This window comes from Paraburkholderia tropica (assembly GCF_900109265.1).
Lineage (GTDB): Bacteria > Pseudomonadota > Gammaproteobacteria > Burkholderiales > Burkholderiaceae > Paraburkholderia > Paraburkholderia tropica.
In genome coordinates this window covers 450,627-465,562 of the sequence record NZ_FNZM01000001.1, presented here as the reverse complement: position 1 = coordinate 465,562, position 14,936 = coordinate 450,627, and the positions used below count along the sequence as shown (strand labels likewise).

The window sequence follows — 14,936 nt, the reverse complement described above, 5'->3', positions numbered from 1 at the left end:
GCGCACAAACGCGCGGGATTCACATGATGCCCGCATCGCCGCGTCGACAAAAAAGAATCGCACGCATGCAGCGCCGCCATTACGTCTGAAGTAATCGCGCGACGGCGCGATTTCGTTAGAATCGGCGCCATGAACACGCTCACGTCTGCATTCACGTCGGCGCTCGCCGTACCCGCTTCCGGCGACGCGCGCCGCGGTGTCGGCGAACTGTTGCGCGAATGGCGGCAGCGTCGCCGCATGAGTCAGTTGATGCTCGCCACCGAAGCGGAAATTTCCACGCGCCACCTGAGTTTCGTGGAGTCGGGGCGCGCCACGCCGAGCCGCGAAATGGTGATGCATCTCGCCGAGCGTCTCGACGTGCCGCTGCGCGAACGTAACGCGCTGCTCGTCGCGGCCGGCTACGCACCGCTTTATCGCGAACGCGCGCTCGACGATCCGCAACTCGCGGCCGCGCGCGAGGCCGTCGAACTCGTGCTGCGTGCTCACGCGCCTTATCCGGCCCTCGCGGTCGATCGCCACTGGAATATCGTCGCCGCCAACGACGCGCTCGCGCCGCTGATCGGCGACGCGTCGCCCGCGTTGCTGGCCGCGCCCGTGAATGCGTTGCGCCTCTCGCTGCATCCCGACGGCATCGCCCCGCGCATCCTCAACTGGCACGCCTGGCGCGCGCATCTGCTCGCGCGCCTGCAACGGCAGATCGACGTCAGCGCGGACCCCACGCTCGCCGCGCTGCACGACGAACTCGCCGCCTATCCCGCGCCGCCGCATGCGGGCCACGCGGCCGTCGAACCGGTCCAGCATCCCATCGCGATACCGCTGCGCGTGCAGACGGCGCTCGGCGAACTGGCGTTCTACAGCACCACGACCGTGTTCGGCACGCCCGTGGACATCACGCTTGCCGAACTGGCCATCGAGGCTTTCTTTCCCGCGGATTCCCGTACTGTCCACGCATTGCAGACACAGCGCGATTAACCCCACGGCTTTTCGGCCTCGTACCGATGGCGAAATGATCGTCATTGAGACCACCGTCACGATTGCAGTTGTCATATTTAAAATATCGATGCTTTACGCATCCCCGCGCTTTCCCCGCGCTTCGTTAATTCATTTTTCACGCCGATGTAAATAGCGCGTGACGCTGCGCCGCACGTCGTTCGGGACTTCATTAACATCGCCTTTCATACGCGCCGCACGACGAATCAACTTGTAAACACGGTTTTGACGGCCATCCACCGCCTTTCCTTTCGGCCAAAGCATTCAACACTTTCAATTCAATTCGTTATTCCTTTTAAAATATATCGAAATGATACATAACCTCATTGGCACAAATTGCACACGCACAAATATCGCATCGTGCACAATGCCATCACACACTTCTTTTGATTCAAATCGCGTTGCATTCGCAACGCGTGCATATGGCTACAAGTGTCTATTAACATTTGATGTATTAGATCTACTTGTTAAGTTTCATATTCTCGAATAAGCCTGTCCCCACAGGGTTGTCTGGAGGTGTCATGAGCCATTTTCTGGATCGTCTGCGTTATTTCACCACCGCAAGACCGTCATTCGCAGACGGCCACGGCGCCGTCACAGACGAAGACCGGAAATGGGAGGACGCCTACCGCACGCGCTGGGCGCACGACAAGATCGTGCGCTCCACGCACGGCGTGAACTGCACCGGCTCGTGCTCGTGGAAGATCTACGTGAAAGGCGGCATCGTCGCGTGGGAAACGCAGCAGACCGACTACCCGCGCACGCGCCCCGACATGCCCAATCACGAACCGCGCGGCTGCTCGCGCGGCGCGTCGTATTCCTGGTATCTCTACAGCGCGAACCGTCTGAAGTACCCGCTCGTGCGCAGCGCGCTCGTCAAGCTGTGGCGCGAGAAACGCCGCACGCTCGGCCCCGTGGAAGCGTGGGCCGCCATCGTCGACGACGACACCGCGCGCAAGAGCTATCAATCGCGGCGCGGCCTCGGCGGTTTCGTGCGCGCCGACTGGAGCGAAGTCACCGAGATCGTGGCCGCCGCGAACGTGCATACGGTCAAGCGCCACGGCCCCGACCGCGTGATCGGCTTCTCGCCCATTCCGGCCATGTCGATGGTCTCGTACGCGGCCGGCTCGCGCTACCTTTCGCTGATCGGCGGCGTGTGTCTGTCGTTCTACGACTGGTATTGCGATCTGCCGCCCGCCTCGCCGCAAACCTGGGGCGAGCAGACCGACGTGCCCGAATCGGCAGACTGGTACAACTCCACCTTCATCATGATGTGGGGCTCGAACGTGCCGCAAACGCGCACGCCCGACGCGCACTTCATGGTGGAGGCGCGTTATCGCGGCGCGAAGATCGTGTCGATCTTTCCCGATTACGCGGAAGGCGCGAAGTTCGGCGACATCTGGCTGCATCCGAAGCAGGGCACCGACGCGGCGCTCGCGCTCGCGATGGGCCACGTGATCCTCAAGGAATATCACCTCGCGGGCAAAAGCGCGTATTTCTCCGATTACTGCCGCCGCTTCACCGACATGTCGTGTCTCGTCACGCTCGTCGAGCGCGACGGCCAGTACGTGCCCGACCGCTATCTGCGCGCCTCCGACTTCGCCGACGCGCTCGGCCAGTCCAACAATCCCGACTGGAAGACCGTGGTGATCGACGCCGCGAATGGCGAATTCGCCGTGCCGGCCGGATCGGCGGGCTTCCGCTGGGGCCAGCAGGTCGGCGGCGATCTGGGCAAATGGAATTTGCGCGAGGAAAACGCCGAAGGCGAACCGCTCACGCCCGCGCTCTCGCTCGTCGCCGGACACGACGACGTGGTGGACGTCGCCTTCCCCTACTTCGGCAACGTCGCGCACGCGCACTTCGCGCATACGGAGCACCAGTCGATCCTCTCGCGCCGCGTCGGCGTGCGCCGCGTGGCCACGCGCGAAGGCGAGCGGATCGTCGCCACCGTCTACGATCTGTTCATCGCGAACTACGGGCTCGATCAGGGCCTCGGCGGCAAGGACGTCGCGCAGAGCTACGACGACGACGTGCCCTACACGCCCGCGTGGCAGGAAGCGATCACGGGCGTGAAGCGCGCCGACGTGATCAACGTCGCGCGCCAGTTCGCCGAGAATGCCGACAAGACCGAGGGCAAGTCGATGGTCATCATCGGCGCGGGCATCAATCACTGGTTCCATATGGACATGGCGTACCGCGCGATCATCAACATGCTGGTGATGTGCGGTTGCGTGGGCAAATCGGGCGGCGGCTGGTCGCACTACGTGGGCCAGGAAAAGCTGCGTCCGCAAACCGGCTGGACCGCGCTCGCGTTCGCACTCGACTGGAGCCGTCCGCCACGCCAGATGAACGCCACTTCGTTCTTCTACGCGCACACCGACCAGTGGCGCTACGACCCGATGAATCCGACCGACCTGCTTTCGCCGCTCGCGGACAAATCGACGTATCACGGCGCGCCCATCGACTACAACGTGCGCGCGGAACGCATGGGCTGGCTGCCGTCGGCGCCGCAACTGAAAAGTAATCCGCTCGAACTCGGGCGCTCGATCGGCGACGGCGCGCAAGCGGGCGCACGCGTTGCCGCGAGCCTCAAGGACGGCAGTCTCAAGCTCGCCTGCGAAGATCCCGACGATCCGGATGCGTTCCCGCGCAACCTGTTCGTATGGCGCTCGAATCTGCTCGGCTCGTCGGGCAAGGGCCACGAGTATTTCCTCAAGCATCTGCTCGGCACGACCAACGGCGTGCAGGGCGAGGAAATGTCGAAGCAAGGCGCGCCGCATCCCGAGGAAATCGTCTGGCACGACGAAGCGCCGCGCGGCAAGCTCGATCTGCTCTGCACGCTCGACTTCCGCATGTCCACGACCTGCATGTACTCGGACATCGTGCTGCCCACGGCCACGTGGTACGAGAAGGACGACATGAACACGTCGGACATGCATCCGTTCATTCATCCGCTCTCGGCCGCCGTCGATCCTTCGTGGCAGGCGAAAAACGACTGGGAAATCTTCAAGAGCATCGCGAAGCGCTTCTCCGAACTGAGCGTCGGGCATCTGGGCGTGGAGCGCGACGTGGTGCTTTCGCCGATCGCGCACGACGCGCCCGGCGAACTCGCGCAGCCGTTCGGCGTGGCCGACTGGAAGCGCGGCGAATGCGAGCCGATACCCGGCAAGACCATGCCGACCGTGGCCGTGGTCGAGCGCAATTATCCCGAGACGTATCACCGTTTCACGTCGCTCGGCCCGCTCATGGACACGCTCGGCAACGGCGGCAAGGGCATCAGCTGGAACACGCAGGACGAAGTGAAGGCGCTCGGCGATCTCAACTATCGCTACGCGAACGAGCCCGCATTCGGCGACGCCGCCGGCCGCCCGCGCATCGAATCCGCGATCGACGCCGCCGAAACCATTCTCTCGCTCGCGCCCGAAACCAACGGCGAAGTCTCGGTGAAAGCGTGGGACGCGCTCAGCAAGATCACCGGTATTCAGCACGCGCATTTGTCCGAAGCGCGCGCCGACGAAAAGATCCGCTTTCGCGATATTCAGGCGCAGCCGCGCAAGATCATTTCGTCGCCGACATGGAGCGGCATCGAATCGGAACATGTGTCGTATAACGCCGGTTATACGAACGTGCACGAGCTGATTCCCTGGCGCACGCTCAGCGGCCGGCAGCAGCTTTATCAGGACCACGAGTGGATGCGCGCCTTCGGCGAAGCGCTTTGCGTCTACAAGCCGCCCATCGACACGGGCAGCTACGAAAACATGGTGGGCTCGCGCTCGAACGGCAATCCCGAGATCGCGCTGAACTTCATCACGCCGCACCAGAAGTGGGGCATTCACAGCACGTACACCGACAATCTGCTGATGCTCACGCTCTCGCGCGGCGGCCCGATCGTGTGGATTTCCGAGCAGGACGCGCAGCAGATCGGCGTGGTCGATAACGACTGGATCGAGTGCTACAACTCGAACGGCGCCTTGTGCGCGCGCGCCGTGGTGAGTCAACGCATTCCGCGCGGCATGGTGATGATGTATCACGCGCAGGAAAAGATCGTGAATACGCCGGGCTCGGAAATCACCGGCACGCGCGGCGGTATTCACAACTCGGTCACGCGCATTTCGCTCAAGCCCACGCACATGATCGGCGGCTACGCGCAACTCGCTTACGGCTTCAATTACTACGGCACGGTCGGCTCCAATCGCGACGAGTTTCTCATCGTCCGCAAAATGAAGAACGTCGATTGGCTCGATGGCGAAGAAACGCCCGTGGGCGCATTGCCGCCCGTCGTTCGCGAAGGAGAAACGTCATGAAGGTGCGCGCGCAGATCGCCATGGTGCTGAACCTCGATAAATGCATCGGCTGCCATACGTGTTCGGTCACCTGCAAGAACGTCTGGACGAGCCGCGAAGGCATGGAATACGCGTGGTTCAACAATGTCGAAACGAAGCCGGGCATCGGCTATCCGAAGGATTGGGAAAATCAGGAGCGTTGGCGCGGCGGCTGGGTGCGTAAAGCCGACGGCAAGATCGAGCCGCGTCTGGGCAACAAGTGGCGTTTGCTCGCGCAGATTTTCGCCAATCCGCACCTGCCCGAAATCGACGATTACTACGAGCCGTTCACCTTCGATTACGCGCATTTGCAGGAAGCCGGCAATACGAAGGCGACGCCGGTCGCGCGCCCGCGTTCGCTGGTGAGCGGCGAGCGCATGGAGAAAATCGAATGGGGGCCGAACTGGGAAGAAATTCTCGGCGGCGAATTCGAAAAGCGCGCGAAGGATTACAACTTCGAGAACGTGCAGAAAGAGATTTACGGCCAGTTCGAAAATACTTTCATGATGTATTTGCCGCGCCTGTGCGAGCACTGCCTGAATCCGGCGTGCGTGGCGGCGTGTCCTTCGGGCTCGATCTACAAGCGCGAGGAAGACGGCATCGTGCTGATCGATCAGGACAAGTGCCGTGGCTGGCGCATGTGCGTATCGGGCTGCCCGTACAAGAAGATTTACTACAACTGGAAGAGCGGCAAGGCGGAGAAGTGCATCTTCTGCTATCCGCGCATCGAAGCGGGCCAGCCCACCGTGTGCTCGGAAACCTGCGTGGGCCGCATCCGCTATCTCGGCGTGATGCTCTATGACGCGGACCGCATTCAGGAAGCCGCCAGCGTCGCAAACGAAAAAGATCTGTATCAGGCGCAGCTCGATGTGTTTCTCGATCCGTTCGATCCGCAAGTGATCGCGCAAGCCGAGCGCGACGGCGTGCCCGCCGCGTGGATCGAGGGCGCGCAACGCTCACCGGTCTACAAGATGGCGATCGACTGGCGCATTGCGTTTCCGCTGCATCCCGAGTTCCGCACGCTGCCGATGGTCTGGTACGTGCCGCCGCTTTCGCCGATCAACGCCGCCGCCAATAGCGGCGATCTGGGCATGAACGGCTGGCTGCCCGACGTGCATTCGCTGCGCATTCCGCTGCGTTATCTGGCGAATCTGCTCACGGCTGGCGACGAACAGCCCGTGCAGGTCGCGCTCGAACGTCTGCTCGCTATGCGCGCGTTCATGCGCGCGCGTCACGTCGATCGCGTCGACGCCACGCAGGTGCTCACGCAAGCCGGGCTTTCGCTGTATCAGGTCGAAGAGATGTATCGCTATCTGGCGATTGCGAATTACGAGGACCGTTTCGTGATTCCGACGACGCACCGCGAATACGCGGAAAACGCCTTCGATCTGCACTCGTCGTGCGGCTTCACGTTCGGCAACGGCTGTTCCGATGGACGCAGCGACGCGAGCCTCTTCGCGCCGAAAAGCGGCCATCGCAACATTCCGATTCAGGAGATCTGAGATGTTCGCGCCCCGCCCCAACGGCCTCACATTCAGGCTGCTCGCCGCGTGTCTCGAGTATCCCGACGACACGCTGATTCACTCCGTCGGCGAAGCGCGCGCGTATCTGCAAGGCGAGCGCGCGCTGCGCGGCGAAACGCGCGAGCGTCTGCTGCGCTTCTTCGATTATCTCGGCTCGCGCGATCTGCTTGCGCTACAGGAAAACTACGTGGCGCTATTCGATCGCGGGCGCGCGACCTCGCTGCATCTGTTCGAGCACGTGCATGGCGAATCGCGCGATCGCGGCCAGGCGATGATCGATCTGAAGCAGACCTACGAGCGCCACGGCCTGCTGCTCGGTCCCGAGCAGTTGCCCGATTATCTGCCGGTGTTCCTCGAATATCTATCGCTGCTCGAAGCGAACGAGGCGCGCTCGCTGCTCGGCGAAACCACGGCCATTCTGCAATCGATCACCGCGGAACTGAGCCGCCGCAACAGCCACTACGCGTATGTGACCGGCGCGGTGCTCGCGCTCGGGGGCGACAACGGCGCGGCACAGCCCGACGAAGCCCACGACGACGACGCCAACGCGCCGCACGACCGCGAAGGCTTGAGCGCGCTCGACGCCGCCTGGAGCGAGGAGCCGGTGCGCTTCATGGGCAACACGCAGCCGGGCGTCGCGCCGGTGCAGTTCCACGCACGGCGGCCGCCGCGTTGAGGCACGCCGCAAGAAAGCGGCGCAAATGAGCGGCGCAAGAAAGCGGCGCAAATGAGCGGCGCAAGAAAGCGGCACAAGAGACAGCACTCAACCGCACGACACGTCTCACCTGGAAAGGATCAGTCATGGGCCAATATTTCCATCAGTTCCTGTTCGGCATCTACCCGTACATCTGCCTCGCGGTCCTGCTGTTCGGCTCGCTGGTGCGCTTCGACCGCGAGCAATACACGTGGAAAAGCGACTCGTCGCAACTCCTGCGACGCGGCACGCTGCGGCTTGGAAGCAACCTGTTTCACTGGGGCATTCTCGTCGTGGTGGCCGGTCATTTCGCGGGCTTTCTCGCGCCGCACTGGCTCGTCGCGCCGTTCATCTCCGCGTCGATGCACCAGTTGCTTGCGATGGTCGCGGGCGGCATCGCGGGCGCATTCGCCATCGTCGGGCTCACGCTGCTGATCGCGCGGCGTCTGGGCGACACGCGCATTCGCCGCAACAGCAAGGTGTGGGACATCGTCATCGTGCTGATGCTGTGGGTGCAGCTCGCGCTCGGGCTCATGACCGTCGTGCTGTCCGCACATCACATGGACGGCGCGATGTTCGAACAGCTCACCGATTACGTGAAAGGCGTGGTGACGTTCCAGGGCAATCTCGCGGCGCTGCTCGACGGCGTGCCGCTCGTCTATCAGATGCATATCGCGCTCGGCTTCACGATCTTCCTCGTCTCGCCGTTCACGCGGATGGTGCATATCTGGAGCGGGCTGGCCTCGGTGGCCTATCTGCTGCGTCCGTATCAACTCGTGCGCAAGCGCTGAGCCGATACCCCGCGAACGCCAGGAGGCGAGACCATGAACGCCGATCCGCACACGCTCGACCACGCGCAGGCCGCGCGCGTGAATCACGTGGAAATCGCCGCCGCGGCGATCGAAGAGGAAAGCCGCCATCACGCCGACGACCCGGACCCGCCGCTGGCGGCGCGCCGCGCGCTGGTCGTGCGCGAACTGCTGCGCCAGCGCGCCGTCGAACTCGCGCTGATCGACGCCGACGCCGCCCTCGACGACACCACACTCGACACGCTGCTCGCACGCGAACTGCGCGTGCCCGAGCCGACGCCCGACGATTGCCGCCGCTATTACGCGCAGCACGCCGCGCAGTTCGTGCGCAACGAGATCGTCTACGCGAGCCATATTCTGTTCGCCGTGACGGAGCGCGTGCCGCTCGCGCTGCTGCGCCATCAGGCCGAAGACGCGCTCAACGCGTTGCTGCGCGAACCGCACGCGTTCGAGGCGCGCGCGGGCGAACTGTCGAACTGCCCGTCGGGTGCCGTGGGCGGCAGCCTCGGCCAGCTCACGCGCGGCGACACCGTGCCCGAATTCGAGCAGGCGCTGTTCAACAGTCCCGAACTCGGTTTGCTGCCGCGCCTCGTGCGCACGCGCTTCGGCTTCCACCTCGTGCGTATCGACCGGCGCGTGCCCGGCGAGCCGGTCGCATTCGAAACCGCCGCCGACGACATCGCACGCTTTCTCACCGAACGCGTGCGTCACAAGGCGATTCAGCAATACGTCTCGATCCTCGCATCGGCGGCGACGCTCGAACACGCCGCCGTCGAGGCGGCGACGAGTCCGCTCGTGCAGTAACCCGCCCATGCCCCACCCGCACCACGCGCGACCAGGAAAAACATCATGAATCTGCGCACCGAACCGCCCCCGACCGCCGCCACTCCCCCACGCGTGAGCGGGCAGGCATGGTCCGTTCTGTTCGCGAGCACGCTCGCCTTTCTGGTCTGCTTCGTCGTGTGGATGATGTTCGGCGTGCTCGGCGTGCCGCTGCGCGAAGAGCTCAAGCTCAACAGCACCGAGTTCGGCCTGCTCACGTCCACGCCCGTGCTGACCGGCGCGATCATGCGTCTGCCGCTGGGCGCGTGGACCGACCGCTACGGCGGGCGCATCGTCATGACGATCCTGCTCGTGGTCTGCGCGGTGCCGGTCTATATCGTCAGTTATGCGAGCCAGCTCTGGCAGTTTCTGTTCATCGGCCTCTTTCTCGGCTGCGTGGGCGCGTCGTTCGCGGTCGGCACGCCGTATGTCGCGCGCTTCTTCCCGCCCCAGAAACGCGGCTTCGCGATGGGCTTCTTCGGCGCGGGCACGGCGGGCGCGGCCGTCAACCTGTTCGTCACGCCCACCTTGCAGTCGCTGTACGGATGGCGCTTCGTGCCGCGCATCTACGCCGTCGCGCTGCTCGTGACCGCCGCGATCTTCTGGTTCGCCTCGGCGCGCGATCCGGGCGCGGGCAAGTCGAACGGCTCGCTGCTCGACTCGTTCAAGGTGCTCGCCGATCCGCGCGTCTGGCGCCTGTGCCAGTACTACTCGATCACGTTCGGCGGCTTCACCGCGCTCTCGCTGTGGATTCCGCAGTATCTGAAGGCCGAATACGGCATGTCGCTCGTGATGGCGTCGGCGTTCGCGGCGGGTTTCTCGCTGCCGGGCTCGGTGCTGCGCGCGGTCGGCGGCCTGCTTGCCGACAAACTCGGCGCGCACAACGTCACCTGGTGGGGCTTGTGGGTCGCGTGGATCTGTCTCTTCATCCTCTCGTACCCGGCCACCGACTTCGTGATCCACACCATCGACGGCACCGCCACGCTCCATATCAGCATGCCGCTCGCGGGTTTCGTGGCGCTCACCTTCGTGCTCGGCGCGGTGTTCGCGTTCGGCATGGCGTCCACCTTCAAATATGTCGCCGACGATTTTCCGTCCAACATGGGCGTCGTGACCGGCATCGTCGGACTGGCGGGCGGGCTGGGCGGCTTTCTGCTGCCGATCCTGTTCGGCGCGCTGCTCGACCTGCTCAAGATCCGCTCGAGCTGCTTCATGCTGCTTTACGGCGTCGTCTGGGTCTCGCTGATCCTGCTCTATGTTTCCGAGGTCAAGCGCACCCCGATTCTCGGCGACCGTGCCGTCTGAATCGGCACGGCATCCATAGCCGGCGCCAGATCGTCCGTTGCGCGCCGGCACGCATGCGCCGCCATGCGTTCAATTCCGCATTTCCATGCGATTTACATATTCGTGTAAACCAGCACTGTTACAAAGCGCGTCAACGCGACGCGCATGCCTGCGGCTTGTCACATCTTGACAAGCCTCGTTACACAGGGTCGAAACACTTGTTACAGATTTATCCTCATACGTATTAATCGCTGACTGCGCATTTCTTACCTGTCAACGCAAATCCTTTCAAACCGTTTATTCGGATGACAAGCGTCCGTCCGCGATTTACGATTCGTTGCGCATGCAGCGGTGCCTTCGAGGAATCCCTTATACCACTTGGGTTTACGAGAGATTTCAGACTGCTTCGCGTGCGCTCGGGGTTCCTGGAGGCCGTTGTTTCGGACACCAGAAAGACTTACCGAAAATATTTGTAACAGCCGAATTATTTTTTTGAACAGGGATTGATTTCTGAGATTAGTCCTCATACAATTCGCTTCAACGTGTTACGAGTTGTAACACGTTGTATCAAAGAGTCAGGGCCGACAAAGAGCGGGCCGACGACGACCAGAAAAGTTACAACGGCAGCAAATGCCGGGGGGTTTAATCGGGGCTTCGGAAAAGAGAGAAATGGACCGTAGCAGCGAGACGCTGGAATCTATCCGCGAAATTAATTTGTCGTATCTGATGCTCGCACAGCGCATGCTGCGCGAGGACAAACCGGTCGGGATGTTCCGACTGGGTCTGTCGTCGGAACTGGCCGATCTGCTTTCCAATCTGTCTTTGGCACAGATCGTCAAGCTGGCTGCTTCCGACCAGCTTCTTTGCCTTTTCCGCTTCGATGACCATGCCATGTTGTCCGCTCTGACGCAGACTTCGCGGCATGCCAACGTAGCGGCGACTCATGCGGCTATCCTGCTTGCGGGACAGCCCGCCGGGCAATTCGCCTGAGGGGAACGGACATGACGAACCGCCGCAGCCTCACCGAAGATGCCCAGGAAGTGTTTCGCGCGATCGCGCTGATCGAACTGGGCGCGCGCATGCAGGTTCTGGAGAGCGAGCTGTCGCTCTCGCGGGACCGCATGATTCGCCTGTATCGTGAGATCCGCGGCGTATCGCCGCCCAAGGGTATGTTGCCGTTCTCGGCGGACTGGTACATGACGTGGCTGGCGAACATTCATGCTTCGCTGTTCTACAACACGTACCTGTTCCTCAAGAACGAAGCGCGTTGTTCGCATCTCGACGCGCTCACCAAAGGGTTCCGGCTGTATCTGGAACACTGCCGCCACAGCGAGACCGAGCCGGTGCTCGACCTCACGCGTGCGTGGACTCTGGTGCGTTTTTTCGATGCCGATATTCTGCAGATGACGCCTTGCTGCCGTTGTGGCGGTAAGTTCGTCGCGCACCGCCACGACTTGCAGCACAACGTCGTGTGTGGCGCATGCCAGCCGCCTTCGCGCGCTGGCAAGACGAAGAAGGCGGCTGCAGCGCGACGGGGCGCAGAGCAGACCGAGAGCGACCTTCCGGTGGAAACGCCGGATGGCATTGCCGAGGCTGCATAAGCGTAGGAGAGCCAAGATCCGGTCAACCGGACGCAGCAGCACGACTAGACGCGAAACCGTCCGGTGCCCCACGCGGCGCCGGACGGCGAAGCGCATTGCTTCGCCTCAAATCCCCTCAGTTCCCTTAATTCCCCACGAAGGTCTGCCAGACCAGCCACAGGTTCGCCGCCGTGATGATGGCAAACAGCAGCCACGCGATCATGCGCGTGGGCAGCCGGTTCACGAACACGCCCATCAGTGAACGATCGTTCGTCATGCGGATGAGCGGCCAGAGCGCGAACGGCAACTGCAGGCTCAGCACCACCTGGCTTGCGACCAGCAGTTTGCCCACCGCGCCGTTGCCCAGCAGCCACACGCCCGCGAACGCCGGAATCAGCGCGAGCACGCGCGTGATGAGCCGCCGCTGGTAGCACGGAATCTTCATCCGCAAAAAGCCTTCCATGATCACCTGGCCCGCCACGGTGCCGGTGAAGGTCGAGCTTTGCCCCGACGCCAGCAGCGTGATCGCGAACAGCACGGCCGCCGCGCCGCTGCCGACGATAGGCGCGAGCAGCTTGTAGGCGTCCTCGATTTCGGTGACCTGGTTGTGGCCCGTCGCGTGAAACGCCGCGGCCGCGAGAATCAGAATGGCCGCGTTGATCAGCAGCGCGAGCACCAGCGAGACGATGGTGTCGAGCCGCGACAGACCGATCGCCTGACCGATGCTCGCTTCGTCGCGCTTCACGGCGCGCGTCTGCACGATCGACGAATGCAGGTAAAGGTTATGCGGCATCACGGTCGCGCCCAGAATGCCGATCGCGAGATAGAGCGGCTCCTGGCTGGCGATCGCGTGCCACGACGGCACCGCGCCCGCGAACACCGACGGCCAGTGCGGCTTCACGAGCGCGAGTTCGATCACGTAACCGATGCCGATGGTGGCGATCAGCCCCGCCATGATCGCTTCGAGCGTGCGGAAGTTCTTGCCCTTCAGGCCGAGCACGATGACCGTGTCGAACGCGGTGAGCACCACGCCCCACATCAGCGAGCAGCCGAGCAGCAGATGGAACGCGAGCGCGCCGCCGAGCACTTCGGCGAGATCGCAGGCGATGATCGAGAGTTCGGCGAGCACCCACTGGCCGATCGCGACCGGTTTCGAATAGCGCGTGCGCGAGAGTTCGGCGAGATCGCGGCCCGTGACGATGCCGAGCCGCATCGCGAGACATTGCAGCGCCATTGCGGCGATGCTCGACAGCACGACCACGAACAGCAGGTTGTAACCGTAGCGCGAACCGGCCTCGATGTCGGTGGCCCAGTTGCCCGGATCCATGTAACCGATCGAGATCAGCAGGCCTGGGCCCGCGAACTGGAGAAACTTTTTCCAGAACGGCGCAGCCGGCGATACCGCCACGCTGCCCTGCACTTCCGATGGGCAAAACGGCGCCGTCGCCGTTGTGGGTAATTTGAACTCCAACGGTGCGATCCTCGAGGGTGGATTTTTTCGCGGCCCGCAAAACGAGGGGCACGCGATCGGTCCCTCAAGTGTACAGCGTCGGCTCCGGCAATTCGCGCGTGAGCGCGTGGCGGCCAACATCGCGTACGCGATAGTCGAGCGGATCGTGCAGCGTATGCACGCGCGCGTTGCGCCAGAAGCGATCGAATGCGAGCGCGGCGGCCGTGGCGCGCGCGCCGCAGGCGTCGAACAGTTGCTCGCCCGCAGCGAGCGCGGCGCGATGCGCAACGATCTTCGCTTCGGAAACCGCGAGCGAGACTTCGGCGCGCGTGTCCGCGCCGAGCGCGTCGCCTTGCGCCCAGGCGGCGTCGAGCAGCGACGCCGCGCGGTCCGCGAGCAGCGACGCCGAGAGCGCCTGAATGCGCATCTCGCCGAAACGCTGCTGGAGATAGGGATCGTCGGCGGCACGCTGCACGCCCGAATTCACCCACGGACGGCCGTTCGCCAGCACGTACTCGCGCGCCTCTTCGAGCGCGCCTTCCGCGATGCCGACGAACAGGTTCGTCAGCACGAGTTGCGAGACCAGCGTGCGCAGCGAGGCGCGCGGCGTGTCGGGACGCTTGAGCACTTCATGCGCGCGCACTTCGACCGCGTCGAACGACACCGTGCCGCTGTCGGTCTGACGCTGGCCGATCGGGTCCCAGTCGTCGTGCACGGTGATGCCCGCGCGCGTGGTCGGCACCACCGCGAACACGGGCTGGCCGGTCGCCGGATCGTGCGCGCTCACGGTCATCATCTGCGAACCGTAAGTGCCGGAGCAGAAGCCCTTTTTGCCGTGCAGACGCCAGCCGCCCTCGCCGTCCGCCTGCGCGACGAGCCGCGTGTCGAGCGGATTGACCGCGTTGCCCCACCACCAGCGATGCTCGACCGTGCCGCGCAGCCAGTCCGCGCGTTGCGCGGCGCTGCCCCACAGATCGACGCTCACGATCTGCAGAAACTGGAAGCCGAGCAGATGCGCGAGTGCGCTGTCCGCGCGCGCGAGCGTGCGAATCGTTCTGTAGATTTCAGGCCAGCGCGCGCCGTTTTGCGCGCGGGGTACGTCGTCAAACGCGTCGTCGAACGCGCCGCCAAACTCGCGCGGCACCGCGAGCGCGAGCAGACCGGCATCGGCGATCAACTGCTTTTCGGCGGCGGCGTGACCGCCCGCGAGGTCGCGGCGCGCCGCGCTTTCGCGCAGGGTTGCGGCGAGCGTCGCGAGCCGGGTCGAGAAAGACGTAGCGTGCTCCGCCGTGCGCGGCGGTCGTGGATCGTTCATGCCTGGGTTCCCGAATGAGTGACGCTCGCGAACGAGCTAACCGGCGGACGGCGCGCGTCCGCTCCAGCTTCAATCAAACGATGATAGTGGCAGGCGCCGGCACGGTCTACGAACCGTTTACGCAAATGAAATCGCGGCTGGCGATAT

The 14,936-nt window shown here is 63.6% G+C and carries 12 protein-coding genes; 9 read left to right on the top strand and 3 right to left on the bottom strand.

Features of this window, described 5'->3' with window-relative positions; translation table 11 throughout:
* Nucleotides 1–129: 129 nt before the first annotated feature.
* Complete coding sequence (locus tag BMY06_RS02025) at nt 130–972, top strand: helix-turn-helix domain-containing protein (protein ID WP_074981292.1); 843 nt, start codon at nt 130–132, stop codon at nt 970–972.
* Between the two features lie 129 nt (nt 973–1,101).
* Here the strand turns inward: BMY06_RS02025 and BMY06_RS39440 are convergent, their stop codons facing one another.
* Nucleotides 1,102–1,254 carry a hypothetical protein gene (locus BMY06_RS39440; RefSeq protein ID WP_161495605.1) on the bottom strand — a complete coding sequence of 51 codons (153 nt, stop codon included), beginning with the start codon at nt 1,252–1,254 and terminating at the stop codon, nt 1,102–1,104.
* Between the two features lie 257 nt (nt 1,255–1,511).
* Between BMY06_RS39440 and BMY06_RS02020 the strand changes: the two genes are divergently transcribed.
* The 8 genes from BMY06_RS02020 to flhC all read left to right on the top strand — a co-directional run bounded on the left by BMY06_RS02020 (nt 1,512) and on the right by flhC (nt 12,045).
* Complete coding sequence (locus tag BMY06_RS02020; protein ID WP_074981290.1) at nt 1,512–5,294, top strand: nitrate reductase subunit alpha; 3,783 nt, start codon at nt 1,512–1,514, stop codon at nt 5,292–5,294.
* A complete protein-coding gene (gene narH / locus BMY06_RS02015; RefSeq protein ID WP_074981288.1) occupies nt 5,291–6,814 on the top strand; it encodes a nitrate reductase subunit beta in 1,524 nt (507 codons plus the stop codon). Before BMY06_RS02020 ends, narH begins: the two co-directional genes overlap by 4 nt.
* 1 nt (nt 6,815) lies before the next feature.
* Nucleotides 6,816–7,511 carry a nitrate reductase molybdenum cofactor assembly chaperone gene (narJ, locus tag BMY06_RS02010; RefSeq protein WP_065057658.1) on the top strand — a complete coding sequence of 232 codons (696 nt, stop codon included), beginning with the start codon at nt 6,816–6,818 and terminating at the stop codon, nt 7,509–7,511.
* Nucleotides 7,512–7,636: 125 nt separating this feature from the next.
* Complete coding sequence (narI, locus tag BMY06_RS02005) at nt 7,637–8,320, top strand: respiratory nitrate reductase subunit gamma (protein ID WP_065057657.1); 684 nt, start codon at nt 7,637–7,639, stop codon at nt 8,318–8,320.
* Between the two features lie 33 nt (nt 8,321–8,353).
* Nucleotides 8,354–9,142, top strand: coding sequence for a peptidylprolyl isomerase (locus BMY06_RS02000; protein ID WP_065057656.1), 789 nt, complete (start codon nt 8,354–8,356; stop codon nt 9,140–9,142).
* Nucleotides 9,143–9,187: 45 nt separating this feature from the next.
* Nucleotides 9,188–10,465, top strand: coding sequence for an MFS transporter (locus BMY06_RS01995; protein WP_074981287.1), 1,278 nt, complete (start codon nt 9,188–9,190; stop codon nt 10,463–10,465).
* A 648-nt stretch (nt 10,466–11,113) separates the two neighbouring features.
* On the top strand, nt 11,114–11,434 hold the full coding sequence (flhD, locus tag BMY06_RS01990; RefSeq protein WP_065057654.1) for a flagellar transcriptional regulator FlhD: 321 nt from the start codon (nt 11,114–11,116) through the stop codon (nt 11,432–11,434).
* Nucleotides 11,435–11,445: 11 nt separating this feature from the next.
* A complete protein-coding gene (flhC, locus tag BMY06_RS01985) occupies nt 11,446–12,045 on the top strand; it encodes a flagellar transcriptional regulator FlhC (protein WP_065057653.1) in 600 nt (199 codons plus the stop codon).
* Between the two features lie 124 nt (nt 12,046–12,169).
* Here the strand turns inward: flhC and BMY06_RS01980 are convergent, their stop codons facing one another.
* Both BMY06_RS01980 and BMY06_RS01975 read right to left on the bottom strand, forming a co-directional pair.
* Nucleotides 12,170–13,495, bottom strand: coding sequence for an Nramp family divalent metal transporter (locus BMY06_RS01980; RefSeq protein WP_074981285.1), 1,326 nt, complete (start codon nt 13,493–13,495; stop codon nt 12,170–12,172).
* Nucleotides 13,496–13,559: 64 nt separating this feature from the next.
* The gene (locus tag BMY06_RS01975; RefSeq protein WP_074981284.1) at nt 13,560–14,789 is read right to left on the bottom strand and encodes an acyl-CoA dehydrogenase family protein; all 1,230 of its coding nucleotides are present in this window, start codon (nt 14,787–14,789) and stop codon (nt 13,560–13,562) included.
* Between the last annotated feature and the right edge of the window lie 147 nt (nt 14,790–14,936).

What these genes read in the sequence shown, in the direction of transcription:
- BMY06_RS02025 (WP_074981292.1), top strand. Translation starts at nt 130, where the DNA reads ATGAACACGCTCACGTCTGCATTCACGTCGGCGCTCGCCGTACCCGCT.
- BMY06_RS39440 (WP_161495605.1), bottom strand. Translation starts at nt 1,254, where the DNA reads ATGCTTTGGCCGAAAGGAAAGGCGGTGGATGGCCGTCAAAACCGTGTT.
- BMY06_RS02020 (WP_074981290.1), top strand. Translation starts at nt 1,512, where the DNA reads ATGAGCCATTTTCTGGATCGTCTGCGTTATTTCACCACCGCAAGACCG.
- narH (WP_074981288.1), top strand. Translation starts at nt 5,291, where the DNA reads ATGAAGGTGCGCGCGCAGATCGCCATGGTGCTGAACCTCGATAAATGC.
- narJ (WP_065057658.1), top strand. Translation starts at nt 6,816, where the DNA reads ATGTTCGCGCCCCGCCCCAACGGCCTCACATTCAGGCTGCTCGCCGCG.
- narI (WP_065057657.1), top strand. Translation starts at nt 7,637, where the DNA reads ATGGGCCAATATTTCCATCAGTTCCTGTTCGGCATCTACCCGTACATC.
- BMY06_RS02000 (WP_065057656.1), top strand. Translation starts at nt 8,354, where the DNA reads ATGAACGCCGATCCGCACACGCTCGACCACGCGCAGGCCGCGCGCGTG.
- BMY06_RS01995 (WP_074981287.1), top strand. Translation starts at nt 9,188, where the DNA reads ATGAATCTGCGCACCGAACCGCCCCCGACCGCCGCCACTCCCCCACGC.
- flhD (WP_065057654.1), top strand. Translation starts at nt 11,114, where the DNA reads ATGGACCGTAGCAGCGAGACGCTGGAATCTATCCGCGAAATTAATTTG.
- flhC (WP_065057653.1), top strand. Translation starts at nt 11,446, where the DNA reads ATGACGAACCGCCGCAGCCTCACCGAAGATGCCCAGGAAGTGTTTCGC.
- BMY06_RS01975 (WP_074981284.1), bottom strand. Translation starts at nt 14,789, where the DNA reads ATGAACGATCCACGACCGCCGCGCACGGCGGAGCACGCTACGTCTTTC.